Annotated in this window: 12 protein-coding genes and 1 pseudogene; 9 read left to right on the top strand and 4 right to left on the bottom strand. The window is 59.7% G+C overall.

Annotation, left to right across the window (positions count from 1 at the left end; genetic code table 11):
* Window positions 1-160 precede the first annotated feature (160 nt).
* Window positions 161-899: pseudogene (locus tag ABAC402_RS39920) on the bottom strand (IS5 family transposase).
* Between the two features lie 331 nt (window positions 900-1,230).
* Here ABAC402_RS39920 and ABAC402_RS39530 point away from each other — a divergent pair.
* Window positions 1,231-4,881 (top strand): calcium-binding protein, encoded by a 3,651-nt coding sequence (locus tag ABAC402_RS39530; protein ID WP_023451049.1) that lies wholly within the window; start codon window positions 1,231-1,233, stop codon window positions 4,879-4,881.
* A 162-nt stretch (window positions 4,882-5,043) separates the two neighbouring features.
* Window positions 5,044-7,062: a calcium-binding protein gene (locus tag ABAC402_RS37405; RefSeq protein WP_023451048.1), complete on the top strand. Its 2,019-nt coding sequence runs from the start codon at window positions 5,044-5,046 to the stop codon at window positions 7,060-7,062.
* 15 nt (window positions 7,063-7,077) lie between these two features.
* Here the strand turns inward: ABAC402_RS37405 and ABAC402_RS37400 are convergent, their stop codons facing one another.
* Entirely contained in the window at window positions 7,078-8,883 is a 1,806-nt protein-coding gene (locus ABAC402_RS37400; protein ID WP_023451047.1) for a long-chain-acyl-CoA synthetase, read from the bottom strand.
* 192 nt (window positions 8,884-9,075) lie between these two features.
* On the opposite strand from ABAC402_RS37400, the gene ABAC402_RS37395 reads away from it, so the two are divergent.
* The 6 genes from ABAC402_RS37395 to ABAC402_RS37370 all read left to right on the top strand — a co-directional run bounded on the left by ABAC402_RS37395 (window position 9,076) and on the right by ABAC402_RS37370 (window position 16,136).
* Window positions 9,076-9,303: a hypothetical protein gene (locus ABAC402_RS37395; RefSeq protein WP_023451046.1), complete on the top strand. Its 228-nt coding sequence runs from the start codon at window positions 9,076-9,078 to the stop codon at window positions 9,301-9,303.
* Window positions 9,304-9,581: 278 nt separating this feature from the next.
* Window positions 9,582-10,667, top strand: a complete 1,086-nt coding sequence (locus tag ABAC402_RS37390) for a ChaN family lipoprotein (RefSeq protein ID WP_023451045.1) — start codon at window positions 9,582-9,584, stop codon at window positions 10,665-10,667.
* Between the two features lie 148 nt (window positions 10,668-10,815).
* Entirely contained in the window at window positions 10,816-12,444 is a 1,629-nt protein-coding gene (locus ABAC402_RS37385; protein ID WP_023451044.1) for an AbgT family transporter, read from the top strand.
* A gap of 476 nt (window positions 12,445-12,920) precedes the next feature.
* Window positions 12,921-14,048: an acyltransferase gene (locus ABAC402_RS37380; protein ID WP_023451043.1), complete on the top strand. Its 1,128-nt coding sequence runs from the start codon at window positions 12,921-12,923 to the stop codon at window positions 14,046-14,048.
* A gap of 98 nt (window positions 14,049-14,146) precedes the next feature.
* On the top strand, window positions 14,147-15,079 hold the full coding sequence (locus ABAC402_RS37375) for a CHAP domain-containing protein (RefSeq protein ID WP_023451042.1): 933 nt from the start codon (window positions 14,147-14,149) through the stop codon (window positions 15,077-15,079).
* Between the two features lie 91 nt (window positions 15,080-15,170).
* On the top strand, window positions 15,171-16,136 hold the full coding sequence (locus tag ABAC402_RS37370; protein WP_023451041.1) for a magnesium transporter CorA family protein: 966 nt from the start codon (window positions 15,171-15,173) through the stop codon (window positions 16,134-16,136).
* Window positions 16,137-16,139: 3 nt separating this feature from the next.
* Here ABAC402_RS37370 and ABAC402_RS37365 read toward each other — a convergent pair whose 3' ends face one another.
* Together ABAC402_RS37365 and ABAC402_RS37360 are read right to left on the bottom strand one after the other, a co-directional pair.
* Window positions 16,140-17,153 carry a cyclopropane-fatty-acyl-phospholipid synthase family protein gene (locus tag ABAC402_RS37365; RefSeq protein ID WP_023451040.1) on the bottom strand — a complete coding sequence of 338 codons (1,014 nt, stop codon included), beginning with the start codon at window positions 17,151-17,153 and terminating at the stop codon, window positions 16,140-16,142.
* On the bottom strand, window positions 17,150-17,953 hold the full coding sequence (locus ABAC402_RS37360) for a DUF1295 domain-containing protein (RefSeq protein ID WP_023451039.1): 804 nt from the start codon (window positions 17,951-17,953) through the stop codon (window positions 17,150-17,152). Before ABAC402_RS37360 ends, ABAC402_RS37365 begins: the two co-directional genes overlap by 4 nt.
* Window positions 17,954-18,096: 143 nt before the next feature.
* Here ABAC402_RS37360 and ABAC402_RS37355 point away from each other — a divergent pair, with 143 nt between their 5' ends.
* A complete protein-coding gene (locus ABAC402_RS37355) occupies window positions 18,097-18,465 on the top strand; it encodes a DUF2147 domain-containing protein (RefSeq protein WP_023451038.1) in 369 nt (122 codons plus the stop codon).
* Window positions 18,466-18,517 lie beyond the last annotated feature (52 nt).

Here is an 18,517-nt window from a genome sequence, read left to right as displayed (position 1 = left end):
TCGGCTTGCCAAGACAATGAGGCTCGATCTTCAGCCATTGCTCATCTGTGATACTCAAACGATCCATAAGCGCTCCTTTGGGAGCTTGAATCATTTTCTAGACGATTTGGGAATCCTGAATCTCAACAGGCCCTAGGGTTTGTGGGAATTCATTTTGAGTTTATGACTCGGCTGCGATGTAGATCATGGCCTTGAAGCTGTCGTCGGTTTTGTCTGCCTAATGGCGATGCGTTTGAACTCTTTGAGTTTGCAGAAAAAGTTCTCTATCAGGTGTCGCCATTTATAAATTTCCTTGTCGATATTCATAGGCTTTGAACGCCGTGGATGTTGGGAAATGAGGATCTTTGCCCCGCGTTCATTGAGATCATCGATAATCGAATTGCAGTCAAAAGCCTTGTCGGCCAACAAGGCTCCGAAACTGACACCGGTCAGAAGCGGTTCGACGCCTACCGTATCGAACCGATGGCCCGGCAACAGTTCAAACCGCACCAGATTGCCAAGAGCATCTGTCGAGGCGAGGATTTTGGTGGTCATGCCGCCCTTTGAGCGGCCTATGGCCTGGCTTTGAGTCCCCATTTAGCGCCCTGGCCATGACGGTGGACCTTGACTATCGTCGCATCGACCATGGTGTATTCCATATCCGGATCATCCGAGCAGGCGTCAAATATCCGTATAAAAACATCGGCTTTGCGCCAATCACTGAAGCGGCGAAACGCTGTACTCCAGTTGCTGTAGTGCGCTGGGAGGTCGCGCCAAGGACTGCCTGTACGCGCAACCCAAAGCACAGCCTCCACAAAACAACTATTGTCACTGCCGCTACGTCCAGGATCAGTTCACTTACCAAGACAATGAGGCTCGATCTTCGCCCACTGGGCATCAGTCAGAATATTGCGGTCCATAGACAGTATGAATCACAATTCGATTCATCTGTGAATCCCCACAATCCCTAGAGCGGGGTTTTGATAGAAGCAAAACCCCGCTCTGGGTTTTCGCTTTGTCGCGCAATTTTTCCGAAAAGTGGCGTCCACTTTATCGGATTGCGCTCTAACTCTACAGAGTCCAACGGGCACGAAAAACGCCTTGCCGCCAATGCCTCAGCGTGCGACGTTTCGGAAATTTTTGGCACCTCGCGCAGTCGGGGTGCGCGTGATCATAAAGTATTTGTAATCCGCTTGAGCCGAAATCCGGCCAGACCGCGCTTTAGTCTATGAGATTGCAGGAGATACGACCATGGCAGACACCTACACCCCCGGCGCCGAGGTTATCGTCAATACCACGACGACGAACGACCAGTACAGTTCCTACAAGGGCGAAAACATCGCCGCCACCGAAGATGGCGGCTATGTCATTGTGTGGTTCAGCGACGACGACAACAATGCCGGTAACGAAACCGGCGGCAAGATCTACCTGCAGCGTTTCGATGCCAACGGCGCCAAGGTTGGTACCGAACAGCTAGTCAGCACTCAGGCGGGTCACAATATCATACCTGGTGTGACGGCGCTGAGCGGCGGCGGGTTCGCCGTTACCTGGACGCTGCTCAACGGCGCTGACGGCCAGGGCAATGATGTCTTCGTTCAGCGCTATGACGGCGCGGGCGTCAAGCTTGGCAGCCAGATCACCGTCAATACCGGTCAGCCGGCGACCAGTGACAGCGATGCTTCATCCATTGTCGGCCTGCCAGGCGGGGGCTTTATCGTTGGTTGGGACCAGAGCGTAGGGGGCGGCGACGGCCCCTACGACGTCTATTTTCAGCGTTTCGACGCCAACGGCAATCCGGTCGGCGCCGCCACGCGCGTCAACACCACGACAACAAATCAGCAGGACAGCACCCAGATTTCTTTGCTGAATGGCGGTGGCTTTGTCATCACCTGGATCAGCTATGGTCAGGATGGGGCGGGCTATGGCGTCTACATGCAGCGGTATGACGCCAATGGCGTGGCGCAAGGTGCGGAAACTCTGGTCAATACGACGACCGTCTTTGACCAGGCCAATGCCAATGTTGCGACCCTGACCGGGGGTGATTACATCGTGTCATGGACGACCTGGCGCGCCGACAACACGGTCGATACGCTGATGCAGCGGTTTACCGCAGCTGGCGTTAAGGTAGGCAACGAGACCCTGGTCAATACCTATACCACCCTGGGCCAGCGCAATCCCGACATCCTGGCGCTCAACGATGGCGGCTACATCATTGCCTGGCACAGCAACGGCCAGGACGGCAGCCAGTGGGGCAGCTACTTCCAGCGCTATGACTCAGGCGGCGCCAAGGTTGGCGGCGAAACCCGCATCAATGTCACGACCGCCGGCAATCAGATCGAACCGGTCATGGCGCTGCTCGAAGACGGCAATATCGCCATCACCTGGCAGAGCTACGGCCAGGACGGCAGCGGCAACAGTATGGTCAACCGCGTCTACTACCTCGACCAGGCCATAACTGATGCCGCCAGCGCGAACGGCAACCTTGCCGGCGGGATGGGAAGCGATACGATAAACGGGCTCGACGGCAATGACATGCTGTTCGGTGGCGAAGGGCCCGGGAGGGACCAGCTCAACGGCGGCGCCGGCGACGACACCCTGACCATCTGGGGTGGCGACGGCGCGGATGGCGGCGCCGGTGACGACGTTATTCAGGTCACGCGACTGACCGGGGAAGGCGTTATCGGCCTGACGGGCGGCGCAGGGTTCGACATCATGGATGCGACGCTTGCCAACGGAGGTCCCGGTTGGATTTTCGTCAACTTCACGAGCGTCGAGGAATATCGCGGCAGCGCGTTTAACGACTATCTTGACGCTTCCAACGTTACCAATTCCGGGCTCCTGTTTGCGGGCGGTGGCGGCAACGATACCTTCAAGGGCGGCACCCAGAACGATATACTGACCGGCGGTATCGGTGACGACTCGCTGGAAGGCGGCAACGGCAACGACTCGATCCTTGCTGGCGACGGTAACGACCTGCTGGTTGGCGGTGTCGGGACGGATACCTTGAGCGGCGGTGCCGGCGACGACACGTACGGCGTCGACTCCGCCGGCGATGTGGTCACGGAGGCTGCGGCCGGCGGCATTGACAATGTCATGTCCCAGATCAGCTATACCCTGGGCGCCAATCTCGAAAAGCTGGTGCTGGCTGGCGTCGGCAATAACGGCACCGGCAACGCGCTGAACAACCAGATCACCGGCAATACCGGCGCCAACCTGATCGACGGCCTGGCCGGAGCCGATACCCTGGTCGGCGGCGCTGGCAACGACACCTATGGCGTCGACAATGCCGGGGATGTCATTACTGAACTGGCCGGGGGGGGCGTCGACCTGATCAACAGCTCCGTCACCGTGACGGCGGCCGCCGAGGTCGACAACGTCACCCTGACCGGCAATGGCAATATCAATGCCACGGGCAATGCGCTCGGTAACAGCCTGACCGGCAACGGCGGCAACAATGTCCTGGATGGCGGCGCCGGTATCGATACCCTTAAGGGCGGTCTGGGCAACGACACCTATTACGTCGACAATGTCGCCGACAATGTCATGGAGCAGCACCTGGAAGGCACCGATACGATTATAGCGTCGGTGACCTATAGCCTGAACGGCCGGGCGGCGGAAAACCTGACCCTGACCGGCGCGGCCGCTCTGAACGCCACGGGCAACAGCCTGAACAACATCCTGATCGGCAACACTGGCAGCAACATTCTGGACGCGGGCGTCGGCATTGACACCATGACCGGCGGGTTGGGTGACGACACCTACTATGTCGACAATGTCGCGGACAATGTCGTCGAGCAGCACGGCCAAGGTACTGACACGGTGATCTCGTCGGTGACCTACACCCTGAACGGCCGGGCGGCGGAAAACCTGACCCTGACCGGGACGGCCGCCTTGAACGCCTCCGGAAATTCGCTGGCCAACGGCCTGACCGGCAACAGCGGCGCCAATATTCTCGATGGCGGCCAGGGCAGCGACACCATGGCCGGTGGTCTCGGCGACGATCTCTATGTCGTCGACGTCCTTACCGACGTCGTCACAGAACTCCCGGGCGAGGGTGTCGATACCGTCCAGACAGCACTGACCTACACCCTCGGCGCCAATCTGGAGAACCTGTATCTGACCGGTAGTGCGGCGATCAACGCAACGGGCAACGCGCTCAACAACCGTCTGACCGGCAATGCCGGCACCAACACGCTGACCGGTGGGCTCGGCAACGACACCTACTATGTCCAGAGCCTCAGCGACACCACGGTCGAAGCAGCCGGAGAAGGCACCGACCAGGTGGTGATCTCGACCCTCGACTGGACCCTGGGCGCCAATATCGAAAACCTGACCATGATCGGTATCGGCCATCTCAACGCCACCGGTAATGCGCTCAACAATGTGATGATCGGCAATGGCGGCATCAATACCCTGAGCGGTGGGCTGGGCGACGATATCTATTACATCCAGACCGTCGGCGACCGTGTGCTTGAAAACCATGGAGAAGGCTTCGATACCGTCGTTTCAAGCATTACCTATTCATTGTTCGGCCGGGCGATCGAAATCCTGATCCTGTCGGGCTCAGCCAATCTCAATGCCACGGGCAATTCTCTGGACAACCAGATCACCGGCAATACCGGTAACAACATCCTGGAAGCCGGAGCCGGTCGAGACAAGTTCAAGGGCGACTTGGGCGCGGATACCTTCCTGTTCCTGACCGGCAGCGGCGTCGATTTCATCCGGGATTTTTCAGCCTCTCAGAACGACAGCATCAATGTCAACGCCTATACCGGTGGGGTGGCCAATGCTGGGATCGTCACCCAGAATGGTGCCAATGTCCTGATCACCCTGGGTGGGGGCAATGTCATCACCGTCGAGAACGCCATCCAGGCCGACGTTCTGGCCCATATGGTGTGGTAGGTTTTCGGACTGCGGATGGACTGGACATCCGGTCCATCCCGTCACGAAAGCGTAAACACGCGATGCGCCTTTTCTCTTCCCCAAACCGGGAAATGGTGTAGGCCTGCCCGCAGCAGTTTCCCGCGTTCCAGGGATGAACAACAATATGCGGGAGGGTAGATCATGCGCGAGGGATTTGAACCTGATGTAACGGGCGGTGCCCTGGCGGTTCCTCCGGCGTCCTTGATCGCCCTGGCGGCGCCAATTCTGGCGCCCAATCGTGGCCCAAATAGTGGTTCTGGCGACGACACCTACATCGTCGACAGCCCCGACGATGTCGTGACCGAAAATCCGAACGAAGGCACAGATACCGTCTTCGCCTTCATTTCTTACCAGTTGACCGACAATGTCGAGAACCTCTGGCTGTCGGGCAACGAGGTAATTACAGGCCGCGGCAATGCGATGAACAACGTCCTGTATAGCAACACGGCCGTCAACTACCTGTACGGCGGTCTGGGCGACGATACCTACTATATCCAGAATTCCGGAGATATGGTCGAAGAAGCCCACTATGAGGGCACAGACACCATCTATTCCTCGGTCAGTTATTCGCTGTTTGGGCGTGCGGTCGAGAATTTCATCATGACCGGCAGCGACGATCTGGTTGTCTGGGGCAATTCGCTGAACAACCTCCTGGTTGGAAATTCCGGCCACAATCTTTTCCAGGGCGAGGCCGGGGCCGATACCACCGTCGGCGGAGCAGGTGACGATACCTATATCATCACCGCCAACAGTGACGTCGTCATTGAACTGGAGAGCGAGGGTTACGACCTGGTCCAGACGACCGCTCGTAAAACGACCCTGAGCGACCATGTCGAAAACTTGACCCTGATGGGAGATCCGCTCTGGCATCAGGAGGGCACCGGCAATGCCCTGGGCAATATCCTGATGAGCTTCCATGCCGGCAGTTCTGTGTTGCGGGGCGGTGCCGGCAACGATACCTACTACCTGAACGGTAATTTTGACTTTATCGAAGAGGAGGCCGGCGAAGGCTACGATGTCGTCTATTCGACCGCCTCTGTGACCATCGCCGGTCAGTATGTCGAGCGTGTCGAGCTGACGGGCACCGGCGATAGCAGCATTACCGGCAACTCGATCCGCAACATCATGATCGGCAATTCCGGTAACAATCAATTGCAGAGCTGGGGCGGCGGCGACCATATGGAAGGTCGGGGCGGCAACGACACCTATTACCTTTCCGATGTCCGCGACGAGGCTATCGAAGTGGCCGGCGAGGGCAATGATCTGATCATTTCATCGGTCAGTTATGACCTGGCGCGGACCTATGTCGAGCGCCTCTGGCTCACGTCTCATTCCGACGGTATCAACGGCACCGGCAACAGCCAGGCCAACGAGCTGCGCGGCGGCGACGGCGCCAATATCCTGACCGGACTGGCTGGCCATGATCGTATGGACGGCTTCGGCGGGGCAGATACCCTGATCGGCGGCACCGGCAATGATACCTATGTCGTCGAAAGTGCCGGCGATGTTGTGACCGAAAACCAGCACGAAGGCTTTGATCTGGTCGAGGCTTCGGTCAGCTTTGCCCTGGATGCCTGGATCGAGACGTTGACCTTGACGGGTACGGAGGCCATCAACGCGACCGGCAACGGCCTGAACAATGTATTGACCGGTAACAGCGGCATCAACGTCCTGACCGGAGGACTGGGCAACGACACCTACTATGTTCAGAACGCCAGCGACAATGTCGTTGAGGTCAATGGTGAAGGGGCCGATGTCATCTTCAGCACAGCCACCTATTCTCTGGGCGGCCGTTACATTGAGGTATTGACCCTTACCGGTACAGCCAACGTCAATGCCACCGGCAATTCCCTGGGCAATACCCTCATCGGTAACAGCGCCAACAATACGCTGAACGGCCGCGGTGGCGATGATGTTCTGGAGGGCGGCCTGGGCAGTGACATCTTCCTGTTCCAACTGGCCAGCGGCAAAGATTTCATCAACGATTTCGACAGTGCCGAGAGCGATGCGATCAACATCAATGCCTACACGGCAGGCGTCGCCAATGCCGGACTGGTCACCCAGTCAGGGCTGAACGTGCTGATCACCCTGGATAGCCTTAACGTCATTACCGTGAACAACGCCATCCAAGCCGAGGTTCTAGCGCATATCGTCTGGTAGGAATATCGTCTTCGGTTACAACCGCATCCCGCCAGCGTTGATCTCGGCCAGAATCGCCGGGTTCATCGCCAGGAATTCGTCGGCGACCAGAACGAAAATCGGGTCGTGCACCTTTGCCGGGTCGAAGCCATCCTTGCTCAGGTCCATCTTCTTGTATTTGAAGGTCCCTGTCGTCTCGACCTCCTGCAGGAGGCGGACGAAGCGCGGCCGGGCAAAGGACGGCAGGTGGGCGTCGACATGGGCTTTGAACGCCCTCAGGTCAAAACCGTCGCGGGTGATCAGCGCCGCCATCCCGGCCTTGCCGTCGTGGTGGGGCACCGGCACGCCGTAGATGATGGCCTCCTCGACGCCGGGCGCCGAGGCACAGTGTTCGGCGACTTCGGAGGTCGAAACATTCTCGCCCTTCCAGCGGAACGTGTCGCCGATGCGGTCGACGAAATAGAGATAGCCCTGCTTGTCCTGGCGCATCAGGTCGCCGGTGCGGAACCAGGCGTCCCCCTTCTTGAAGACGTCGGTCAGGATCTTCTTCTGCGTCGCCGCCTTGTCGGCATAGCCGGAATAGGCGTGCTTGGCATCGTTGGCGATCTGGCCGATGGCCTCGCCGACCTCATCATGCCGGCATTCGTAGCACAGCCCGTCGGGACGACGCTCGGGCATCTCCGACTCGACGTCGAAACGCACCAGCCGGACATTGAAGCGGTTGCGCAGGAAGCGCGGCACACGCCCGATGGCGCCGGGCTGGCCGTCCAGGTTGAACAACGAGACATTGCCTTCGGTCGAACCGTAGAATTCGACGATATGGGGGATCTTGAAGCGTTTCTGGAAGTTGGTCCACACTTCCGGCCTCATGCCGTTGCCAAAGGCCATGCGCACCTTGTGCTTACGCTCGTCCTCAGGGTTTGGCGCCGGCGGTGAATTGACCAGGTAGCGACACAACTCACCGATATAGACAAGGTGGGTGACGCCTTGCGTGCGCACGTCGTTCCAGAACTGCGACGCCGAGAACTTGCGCTTCAGCACAACGCAGGCACCGTTCATCAGCGCTGCACCAACGCCGCACAGCCCGCCTGTAGCGTGATACAGCGGCAGGACGCAGTAGACCCGGTCGTCCTCGCGCATGTGGCTGAGGCCGGCAAAGGCCTTCATATACATCTGGGCGCGGGCGTTGGAGATCTTGGCCGCCTTGGGCAGGCCGGTGGTGCCGGACGTATAGATGTAGAGGGCGACCGCGTGCGCCGTCATGCCCAGGCGCGGCGTCGCCTCCGGGCGCACGCTCGAAACGCCCTTCAGCGCCAGGTCGAGGCTGCGGCAATTCTCGGTCTCTTCGTCGCGGTCGAGGTCCAGAACCCACAGGGCCTGGTGGCGTTCGATCTGTTTTTCGACCTCCCGGAAACAGGGCATGGTGGTGCGATCGACCAGGGTCAGCGACGCCATTGAGATATTGATGCAGTGGGCCAGGCTCGGGCCCGTCAGCGAGTTATTGATCAGGGCGGTTATGACGCCAATCTTGTTCAAGCCCAGCCAGATGGCGAGATATTCCAGCCGGTTGGGCATGAACAGGGCGACCGTGTCACCGGGCTTGAGGCCACGGGCCCGGCCCCAGTGGGCAAAGCGGTTGGCCATGGTGTCGAGCTGTTGATAGGTAAGGGTCTTGCCTTCGAAGAGGATGGCCAGGTTATTCTTGTGCCGGTCGACGACCTTCTCGAAATCGTCGCACACCAGATTGGTCGAATCGGGACTGACGCCACTGATCGATCGCAGGATGCGGATCAGACGTTTGATGAAGATGGCGTCGCGCTTGAGGGAAGCGAAGAAACCCATACTCTATGTCATCCTTTGGCGATGGCGTGAACGTGGTTTAAGTATAGCCGAATCTTTACAGAAAAAGCGTGAAATCTGCGTGAATCACTGTTTTTTTAAGGCCTTGATTAACGCAACGGTAACGGAAAGCCGGCGTTGACCGCCACGATCAAACCGGTTAATCACCGCTGATCTTAAACTGGAGCCGCCATTGTGACCACGGTCGCTGAAGCCCTTGAAGGCATTTACGAATCCCTTGGCAACGACAATGCCGAGATCGACGAACGCATCAAGGTGCTGAAAGTCGCCCTGGCCGCCGAAGGGTTGAAGGAAGCCGTGTTCGAGCCGGCACGCCTGGCGCAGAACAACCGCCAGGGCCGCAAGATTATGGAATCCTATTTCAAGAAGCGCGGCGTCGCAGTTAAGTTCGCTTCAGCCTGAGAGAACGAAATCGCCTCTCGACGATGACCTTGACTCATCGTGGATTGTCAAGGGCGCCAAAGTACGCTTCTCGGCCGCCCGAGCTTATGCGAGGCGCCACGGGGGGCGCCTGGTCCGGCGCTTGAGCTGAAAAAATGCGAATACCAAGCGTCATTCTTTATGAGGCTTGGTATAGCTCCTCGCGACAGGGCCTGTACATGGCCCTGCCACGGCTTTTGGTGTGTGGCCGAGTTCCCCGGAGCATGGTAGCTTCTTTCCTTTATCTGAGGAGTCAGGATATGGCAGCAACCTGCCTTCGTTGGTCGTGCGCATGTCTGCTGCTGCTGGGGGCCTCGTCGGGTCTGGCCTGGGCTGGCAGTCCTTCATCCCTGAAGCGGTCGGGCGAGGTATTCCAACTCGAAGCGCCGCTCGTCGACCTTTATGACACGGCCTTTGTCATGGCCGATCCGGGCGGAGGCGCGCCGCGCGTCCTCTCGCCGGAGGCCCTGGCGGACCTGCTGTCGCGCTATGATGTCGTGGTGTTCGGGGAAAGCCATCGTCATTCCGGCGTACATCTGCAGCAGCAGTTGCTGTTTCGTGCCTTGGTCGAGCGCGATGGCGACTATATCCTGTCACTGGAACAGTTCGAGCGTGACGTTCAGCCGGTCGTCGATGACTACCTGGCCGGCCGCGTCGGCGAGATGTCTCTGATAAGCCAGGGGCGCGCCTGGGACAACTATGCGACCTCCTACCGTCCGCTGGTGGAGTATGCCGGCACTCGCCAGATTCCGGTGGTTGCCGCCGAAGCGCCTGTCTGGGCCGTTGTCTGCATCGGCCAGTGGGGCACTGGTATTCTCGATCGCTTTACAGCCCGGGAACGCGGATGGGTGGCGCGCGATCTCAACCCCGCCACCGGCGCCTATCGCGACAAGTACATGGCGTTCCAGTCGACCGCGGTCGCCCATGGCGGCGGGGCCGCGACGTCACCAGAGGCGCTGCTGAAGGCGGAACGCAGTCTGGCCGGGCAGGTAGCGCGGGACGATACCATGGCGGAGTCGATTATCCTGGCCCGCCAGGCCCATCCCGGGCGCAAGGTTTTGCACCTGAACGGCAATTTTCACAGTGCGGGCTTCCTGGGTATAGTCGAACGGCTGAAGCTGCGCGATCCGGGGCTGAAGATTGCGGTTATCGATCCGCTGGAAGTCGAAAATCCGCTGGCGCCGACGGTGGCATCCGGGGATCTGGCCAACGGAACCGTGCTGCAACTGATCTACCCCAATCCGCCCGGTTTCGTCGACGGCGAGGACACGAGCGCCTGGGTCGAGGGACTTATGAGCAAGCGAAAGGCGAGCCCATGCAAATACACACCTGAAGGGGCCGGGTGATGGAGCACGCCGACGCTGTCAGCGCCGCAATTGTCTCCGACTGCTTGTTTCCCGTTTGTGCTGTCGCAGTCTTGGTACCGTCTTTTTTTGTTTACACACGCGCCTCATTCATTAACGTCCGTGTTTTGGCTTTGTAGTGAGGGCAAGGGTGAACATTCCAGTATCCGAAGACGCGCAGCGTCGATCCAAAGGCTTTCTGGGGCTGGTCGAACGGATCGGCAATTTGTTACCCGACCCGGTCATGATCTTCGTCTGGCTGATCGTAGCATTGATGGTATTGTCGACCATAGGTGCGCATTTGGGATGGTCAGCCTCGATTTCCTACACGGGTGAGGTGGCGCCGCACTGGGCGACATTGGAAAACGGCATCCTGACCTATTCCGCCGAGAGTCTGTTCACGGCAGAAAATATTGGCCGCTTGCTGGTCGATATGCCCAAGACCCTTACCGGATTTGCGCCGTTGGGCGTGGTCGTCGTCATTATGTACGGTGCGGCGGTGGCCGAGCGGTCAGGCCTGTTCAGCGCCCTGATCCGCTCGTCTTTACGCAACGCACCGCGCGCCGTATTGACGCCTTTCGTGATCATCATCGGTATGGTGTCGCACCACGCTTCGGATGCCGCCTATGTCGTATTTATCCCTCTGTCCGCTATCATCTACGCTTCGGTCGGCAGGCATCCGCTGGTCGGTCTGGCGGCAGCGTTCGCCGCGGTGTCGGGTGGTTACGCCGGCAATATAACGCCAGGTCAGATCGACGTCCTGCTGTTCGGCTTTACACAGGAGGCCGCGCGCATCATCGAGCCCGGCTGGATGATGAATCCGGCAGGCAACTGGTACTTCATCCTGGCCATTGTCGCCTTGTTTACACCGGTGGCCTGGTTCGTCACAGATCGTATCATCGAGCCGCGCCTGGGCAGGTGGGGGGGCACCCCTGATACCGAAATCGCCGCTGACCTGGCCAAGTCTGAGGTGACGCCTGCCGAAAAGCGCGGCCTGCGCTATGCCGGTCTGGTGGCTTTGGTGGTCGTGGCCGGTTTTGCTGCGCTCACCTTGTGGCCGGGCTATTCTCCGCTGATCAACGACGCGGCGACCGGACCGGCGCGGATGCAGCCGTTTTATGGCGCCCTCATCGCCGGCTTTTTCCTGATGTTTGTCGGCAGCGGTATCGTCTTTGGCATGACGTCTGGCACGATCAAGTCCGACAATGACGTCGTCCAGATGATGGCCGAGGGCATACGCTCGCTGGCGCCGTATCTGGTATTCGTCTTTTTTGCGGCCCATTTTGTTGCCATGTTCAACTGGTCGCGGCTTGGCCCCATCACCGCCATTAACGGCGCTGAGGTATTGAAGACGTTGGACCTGCCCGCGCCCATCCTGCTGGTGACGGTCTTGTTGTTCTCGTCGGTTCTTGACCTGTTTATCGGTTCTGCCTCGGCCAAGTGGTCGGCCCTGGCGCCGGTGGTGGTGCCGATGTTCATGCTGGTCGGTATCTCCCCCGAAATGACGACGGCGGCCTACCGTATGGGCGACAGCTATACCAACATTATGACGCCACTCATGTCGTATTTCCCGCTGATCCTCGCCTTTTCGCGACGATGGGACAAGTCGATGGGCGTAGGATCGCTGCTGGCGCTGATGCTGCCATACGCGCTGTGTTTCATGGTGGTGGGCATCGGCATGACGGCAGCCTGGGTCCATTTCGACCTGCCGCTTGGGCCAGGGGCGCAGGTGCATTATACGCCGCCCGGAATCCAGGCGTCTGGGTCCGTGACGCCCTAGGCAGGCAAGGCTGGTGTCCAACCTGACGTGGGTTCAAAGGGTTCGCAGTCATGAACCCTTATACTAGAGCGGGATGGCTTTAGGTAGAATCGCCATCTCGCTCTAAGTTTTTGTTGTGTCGCGCAATTTGTCCGAAACGTGGCTTCCACTTTATCGGATTGCGCTCTAATACCAACCCACGAAAAGACTGACACATCTTGCAAGATAAGGTGCGGTTGGTATTCGCTTTTTTAGCTCAAGCGCCGCATGGCTCCTCGCAGAAGCTCGGGCGGGCAGTCGCCCTTGCCAATCCACGATGAGTCAAGCTCATCGTGGATTGGTATAAGCCTCATAAAGAATGACGCTTGGTATTAGACCCTAGCGCGCACGCCATCAGGCACATTTCCTGCACGCTTCCCGTCAAATTCCCGTTTCGGGATAGTTTTTGACGCACTGCACAGCGGTATCTTAATCCCTGTGCCCCAGGATCGAACACCATGCCGCAGGACCATCTCAAACCCCTGACCTCGCTCCGGTTCTTCGCCGCCGTGTGGGTCGTGCTCTACACCTATATCCATCAGCTCAATACGCCGATCAGTTTCGGGCTGATGGAGCATGGCTATCTCGGCGTCGATTTATTCTTCATCCTGTCGGGCTTCATACTGTCCCACGTCTATCTCGACAGCGTGGGCGAGGGGCGGTTTTCCTATGGTACCTTCGTCAACCATCGGCTGGCGCGGGTCTATCCGCTGCACGCCGCCACTCTGCTGTTCACCATCCTGCTGATCGGTGCTGCGGCACTTAAAGGCGTGCAACTCGACGCCAATGCGGCCAACTGGGCCGCCTTACCCGCCCACCTGACCCTGACCCAGGCCTGGGGCCTGGCGCCCAGCGCGTCGTTTAACCATCCGTCCTGGTCGATCTCGGCCGAATGGTTCGCCTATCTGTGCTTCCCCGCCGTCGCCTGGGGCGCGTGGCGCCTGCGCGAACGCCCGATCGTCGCTGTCGCCCTGGCCGCTGCTGTCGTGGTAGCTTTGAACCTCGCGTTTGGCGCCATCGCGGGCTTCCCGCTGACCAAGGCGACCTTCGAGTGGGGGGCGCTGCGAATCGTCCCGACCTTCCTGTTCGGTGCCGCCCTGTACTTGGCCTGGCGCAATGGCGCCGTCGCCAACCCGAAACTGGCTGTCGCCGGCGCCGTGATCGCCAGCCTGACCGTCATCATCGCCACCTCGTTCAACGGTACCGATACAGTCGCCGTCCTGGCGCTGGGGCTTCTGGTCCTGTCCCTGGCAGGCTTTGGCCGCGATGCCGGCGGTGCGGAGACGGGCGGCATCCTGTCGAGCAAGGTGCTTGTCTATCTCGGCGAAATCAGCTTCGCTACCTACATGATCTATGTGCCGTGGACGTGGGTCTACCTGAAGGGCGTCCATAGGCTGCTGGGCAGCGAAGGCCCGTTGCCCTTCTTCTGGTGGCTGGCCGGCCTTATGGCGCTGATCCCGTTGAGCATGCTGGCGCACCACCTGATCGAGCGACCTTTCCGCAACATTATCAGGGACTTGGGTCTTCGTTGGGGTGAGCGCTGGTCGTCTCGCAAACGCGAAAAACACCTATCCCCAGGCGAGTAACTCGGTTAACATTTTACGTGATAGGCCGAAAAGTTTGTTGAAATTTTATTATTCTGTTGTAACAAAACCACGGGGCTCAATTTTCACGGAGTAACAGCGTGAAGAAAACCGTGTCGGCATTCGTCATAGCCGCTTTCACCTTGTGCGCTGCACCAGCGTTTTACGCTACCAGTGCGGCCGCGGCAACGGCTAAACCCGCCGCCACTCAAACCGTCAAGATTAAGTCTTCCGTAAAGTCCTCGGCCAAGGTTTCCGCCAAGGTACGCAAGGCCAAGGCGATCAAGACGTCTTCGCGTCTGTCCTCCGGTTCCGCCAGGTCTCCGTATTGGCAGTGCGTCACTTTTGCCCGGTCGCTGACCGGCATGCAGATCTTCGGTGACGCCTGGACCTGGTGGGACAAGGCCAATGCCAAGTACAATACCGGCCGGGCGCCCCAGCCCGGCGCGGTTATGGTCTTCCCGCGTCAGGGCAAGATGAACCGCGGCCATGTCGCCGTGGTCTCACAGATCATCACCGACCGTTATATTCAGATCACCCACGCCAACTGGTCGCCGATCAACGGCCGCCGGGGCCAGGTCGAAAAGGACGTCAACGTCATGGACGTGTCGGCCAAGGGCGACTGGTCCAAGGTCAAGGTGTGGTACGGCCCACTGAACGATTTTGGCACCACAGTCTATGCCACCAACGGTTTCATCTATCAGGATACCGCCGAAGGCCAGGCCCAGGCCCAAAAGGTCATCGCCGAATCGGAAGGCCTGCCACCTGAGCCCCAACAGTATCAACAGATTGCTGCCGCCGATTCCACGCCGACGCCGGAACTGCCGGCCGATCTGAAGGCCGCCCTGACCCCCAGCAACGACCGCGGCTTCCTGAATGTCCGCGCCAATACCGTCGCGGCCCGTGTCACGGGCAAGGACGCTGCTGCCATTGTGGCGCGCATTGGGGCCGACAAGGCGCCTTCCGACATTGCGGCGGTCACGCCCCCCAATGCTGGCGGCGCCCCTGCCGCCAAGGCCCCGAGCCGTCCGTAAGCCACTGCGAAATCCAGGAAGGGCGGCGGTTCTCACTTGAGCCGCCGCCTTTTTTCATGGAAGGTGTTCTCGGATTACGCCGGGGACCTCCATGCTGACCTTGCACACCTGTTCTTTGCACGAAGCGCCGCTTGATGATCGGGGCATGCCAGCCAATATCGTGTGGGTCGACCTGTTAAACCCGACGCGCGATGAAGAACTGCGCATGGAGCAGCAACTGGGCGTGCTCTTGCCGACGCGCGAAGACATGGCGGAAATCGAGCTGTCGTCGCGGCTCTACATGGAAGATGGCGCCGCCTTCATGACCGCTCAGATCGCCTGCTTCGGTGGCGAAAAGCAACTGCAATCGGGACCCGTCACCTTTGTTCTGACCGGGGGGCGCCTGGTCACCATCCGCTATATCGAGCCGACGACATTCAAGGTCTTCGCAGGCCAGATCAGCAAACAGCCGGCCCTGTGCCACGATGGCCCGACCACATTTCTCAACCTGCTCGACCTGCTGATCCAGCGCAGCGCAGACCTGATCGAAACCTCCGCAGAAAGCCTGGACGCCCTGTCAAAGTCCGTCTTCGTCCGGCGCAGGCGGGCAGGGCTGGAAAATGTCATCATTCAACTCGGTGCAGCGCAGAACAACAATGCTCGTATTCGCGACTCACTCGCCTCGCTGAAGCGTTTGATTGCGTTCGCGTCGGACCTGGAAGCGGGGGTGGGCGGGCTCACGCTCGCGCACCTGCAGGGTTTCCGCGAGCGCTTGTCGACCACCGCTCAGGATGTCGGCGCGCTGGCCGACCATGCCATGTCTGTATCCAGCAATATCGCTTTCCTGCTGGAGGCGGCGCTGGGCCTGATCAACATCGAACAGAGCACCATCATCAAGCTGATCTCGATCACCTCAGTGATCTTCCTGCCCCTGACCCTGATCGCCTCGATCTATGGCATGAATTTCGACCATATGCCGTTCCTGCACAGTCCTGAGGCCTTCTGGGGCGTCTGCGGGATCATGGGTGGTATTATCGTATTTTTGTTGTTTGTTTTCAAGCTGCGGCGGTGGATCTGACGGTCAGGACACCGCCTTCAGGCGGTAATGGCCGACACCCCATTCGGCGCCGCCGGCATGGCCCCAAAGACCCGCCGTCGCCAGGAAAAACAACCGCCAGCGCCGCCGCCACAGCCCCGCCTGACGGCCGTAGACCGCACGCAAAATCGGCAGGATCCGCCCCTGTTCGGCGTCGAAATTGTCCAGCCAGTCCATGGCCGTGCGGCGGTAGTGATCGCCCGACCAGCGCCATTCGTTTTCGACTTCGAACAGGTCAGGGAAGCGGTGTGGCAGATCCTGCGCCGGCATGATGCCACCGGTGAAAAAATACTTGCCGATCCAGTCGCTGCCATCGTTGCGGAAGCGATAGGAGTGCTTGCGGTGGGTGAAGACGTGCAGGAACAGGCGACCGTCATCGTTCAGCCAGCTGCGCGCCCGCGCCAGCAGAGCCTGCCAGTTGGACATGTGCTCGAACATCTCGACACTGACGATACGATCAAAGCGATCCTGGCTGGCAAAGTCATTCATGTCGGCCGTGACGACGTTCAGATTTTTCACGCCCAGCCGGTTCGCTTCTGACAGGATAAACTGGCGCTGAGAATGGGAATTGGACACCGCCGTAAAGCGCGATCCGGGATATTTCTGAGCCATATACAGCGACAGTGAGCCCCAGCCGCAGCCCAGTTCGAGGACGTCCTGACCATCGTGAAGGTCGGCGTGATCGCAAGTTTGGGCCAGGGCATTCTCCTCGGCGTCGTCGAGTGTCGTGCTGTCGGAGGGATAGTAACAGCAGGAATATTTACGCCGTGCGCCCAGGATCAGCGCGAAGAACTCCGGCGGCAACTCATAGTGCTGGCTGTTGGCGTCGGCGGTGTGTTCGGCGATGGCGTAGTCGCTCATCGCTGCGGCGAATGCGTCTTCGCCCATGGCTTCTCGCCCCAACTGACGCCGGGTCTGGCCGACCAGCCAATCAATGGTAGCAAGTGTGATGGCGTCGGGAATCGGAGCGCGTTCAGCGGCGGCGGCCAGCAGGCTCATGAGGTGGCTCCTTTGACGTGCTTTTTAGGAGGTAAGGGGAAAAAGGGGCTGACACGACGCTGATAGGCGCGGAAGGCCTCACCCCGCGTGGCCAGCATATGGGCTTCGAGCGGCGGTATGCCCGAAGCATAGACCAGCAGATAGTACATCAGGGCCGGGGCGGCGAGGGCGAGAAGGCTCCACGTATTGGCGGGATCGAAGGCCACGACAGCCCAGGCGACCCAGCCCAGCCACTCGAAAAAGTAGTTGGGGTGGCGCGACCACGCCCACAACCCAGTATCGCAGACGGCTCCCTTGTGGGTCTTGCCGAAGCGCCGAAGTTGGGAGTCGGCGACGGTCTCGCCGGCGATGGCAATGATTAGCAGCACCACGCCGATCACATCGGTAAGGGTGGGGAACGCATGGGGATTGACCGCGGCCAGACGCACGGCCAGAACCAGGACGAACGCGGCCGCAGCCTGGATCTGCAGGAACACGAACAAATTGCGCGGACCATCCCGGCCCCAGTCCTGCATCAGCTTGGCATAGCGCGGGTCATCCTGCGCGCCGTGGGTGCGGGCTGTGATGTGGCCGGCCAGCCGCAAGGCCCACAGCATCACCAGGACCCCGACGGCCATGCGGCGCTCATCAACGGCGCCGGCCTCAGGCCACGCAGCGGCGGCAATACCGCCCAGACCGACGGCGATCGACCAGATGGCGTCGATCCAGCCGCTGGAGCCAGTCGCGCGCTGAATGGCCCATGCGACCGTCATCAGCACGCTCAGGCCCACAGCAATCGCAATCAGAGGAAGGATATCCATATTTTGCTCCATTTTGTTATGGTACGCCGGGCGTCAGACGCCGGTTCACTCTGGACGTTCTGCCCGCGGACTTTTATCGCGCCGACTAATCCGCCGGCGTCGCCGTTACGTAAACAACTTTCGCCAAGACTTTGGAGTCCGTTATGAAGCATTCGATTTTGACCGTTGTAGCATGTATTGGCCTGTTCGTAGCGCCGGCCGTGGCTCAGGCATCGCCGCAAGGCGATTGGGCGCGCGGCGACGGCAATGCCACGGTGACCATCGCACCATGCGGTCCCGACCTGTGCGCCGTCAACACCTGGATCAAGCCGGGTTTAAAAGACGAAAAGGTTGGCGATGTGCTGGTCATGTCGGTCAAGGCTGAGGGTGACATCTGGAAAGGCAAGGCGTTCGATCCGCAGCGCAATCTGAATTACCGCCTGACCATTCGTGTCAAGGATGCGGGTATGACCACCTCGGGCTGCATCCTGGGCGGGCTGGTGTGCAAGACGGTGAGCTGGACGCGGTTGTAGGGTTCTGTCGGGCTCATTGCGCAACAAAAAAGGCCGACCCCTGAGGGCCGGC

The sequence above is a fragment of the Asticcacaulis sp. AC402 genome, assembly GCF_000495835.1.
Taxonomy (GTDB): domain Bacteria; phylum Pseudomonadota; class Alphaproteobacteria; order Caulobacterales; family Caulobacteraceae; genus Asticcacaulis.
This window is presented reverse-complemented; position numbering and strand designations above follow the sequence as displayed.

Bases quoted from the DNA above. Each gene is read 5' to 3' on its own strand.
- ABAC402_RS37400 (WP_023451047.1), bottom strand. From the start codon at position 8,883: ATGGGTTTCTTCGCTTCCCTCAAGCGCGACGCCATCTTCATCAAACGT.
- ABAC402_RS37365 (WP_023451040.1), bottom strand. From the start codon at position 17,153: ATGAGCCTGCTGGCCGCCGCCGCTGAACGCGCTCCGATTCCCGACGCC.
- ABAC402_RS37405 (WP_023451048.1), top strand. From the start codon at position 5,044: ATGCGCGAGGGATTTGAACCTGATGTAACGGGCGGTGCCCTGGCGGTT.
- ABAC402_RS37370 (WP_023451041.1), top strand. From the start codon at position 15,171: ATGCTGACCTTGCACACCTGTTCTTTGCACGAAGCGCCGCTTGATGAT.
- ABAC402_RS37390 (WP_023451045.1), top strand. From the start codon at position 9,582: ATGGCAGCAACCTGCCTTCGTTGGTCGTGCGCATGTCTGCTGCTGCTG.
- ABAC402_RS37360 (WP_023451039.1), bottom strand. From the start codon at position 17,953: ATGGATATCCTTCCTCTGATTGCGATTGCTGTGGGCCTGAGCGTGCTG.
- ABAC402_RS37355 (WP_023451038.1), top strand. From the start codon at position 18,097: ATGAAGCATTCGATTTTGACCGTTGTAGCATGTATTGGCCTGTTCGTA.
- ABAC402_RS37380 (WP_023451043.1), top strand. From the start codon at position 12,921: ATGCCGCAGGACCATCTCAAACCCCTGACCTCGCTCCGGTTCTTCGCC.
- ABAC402_RS39530 (WP_023451049.1), top strand. From the start codon at position 1,231: ATGGCAGACACCTACACCCCCGGCGCCGAGGTTATCGTCAATACCACG.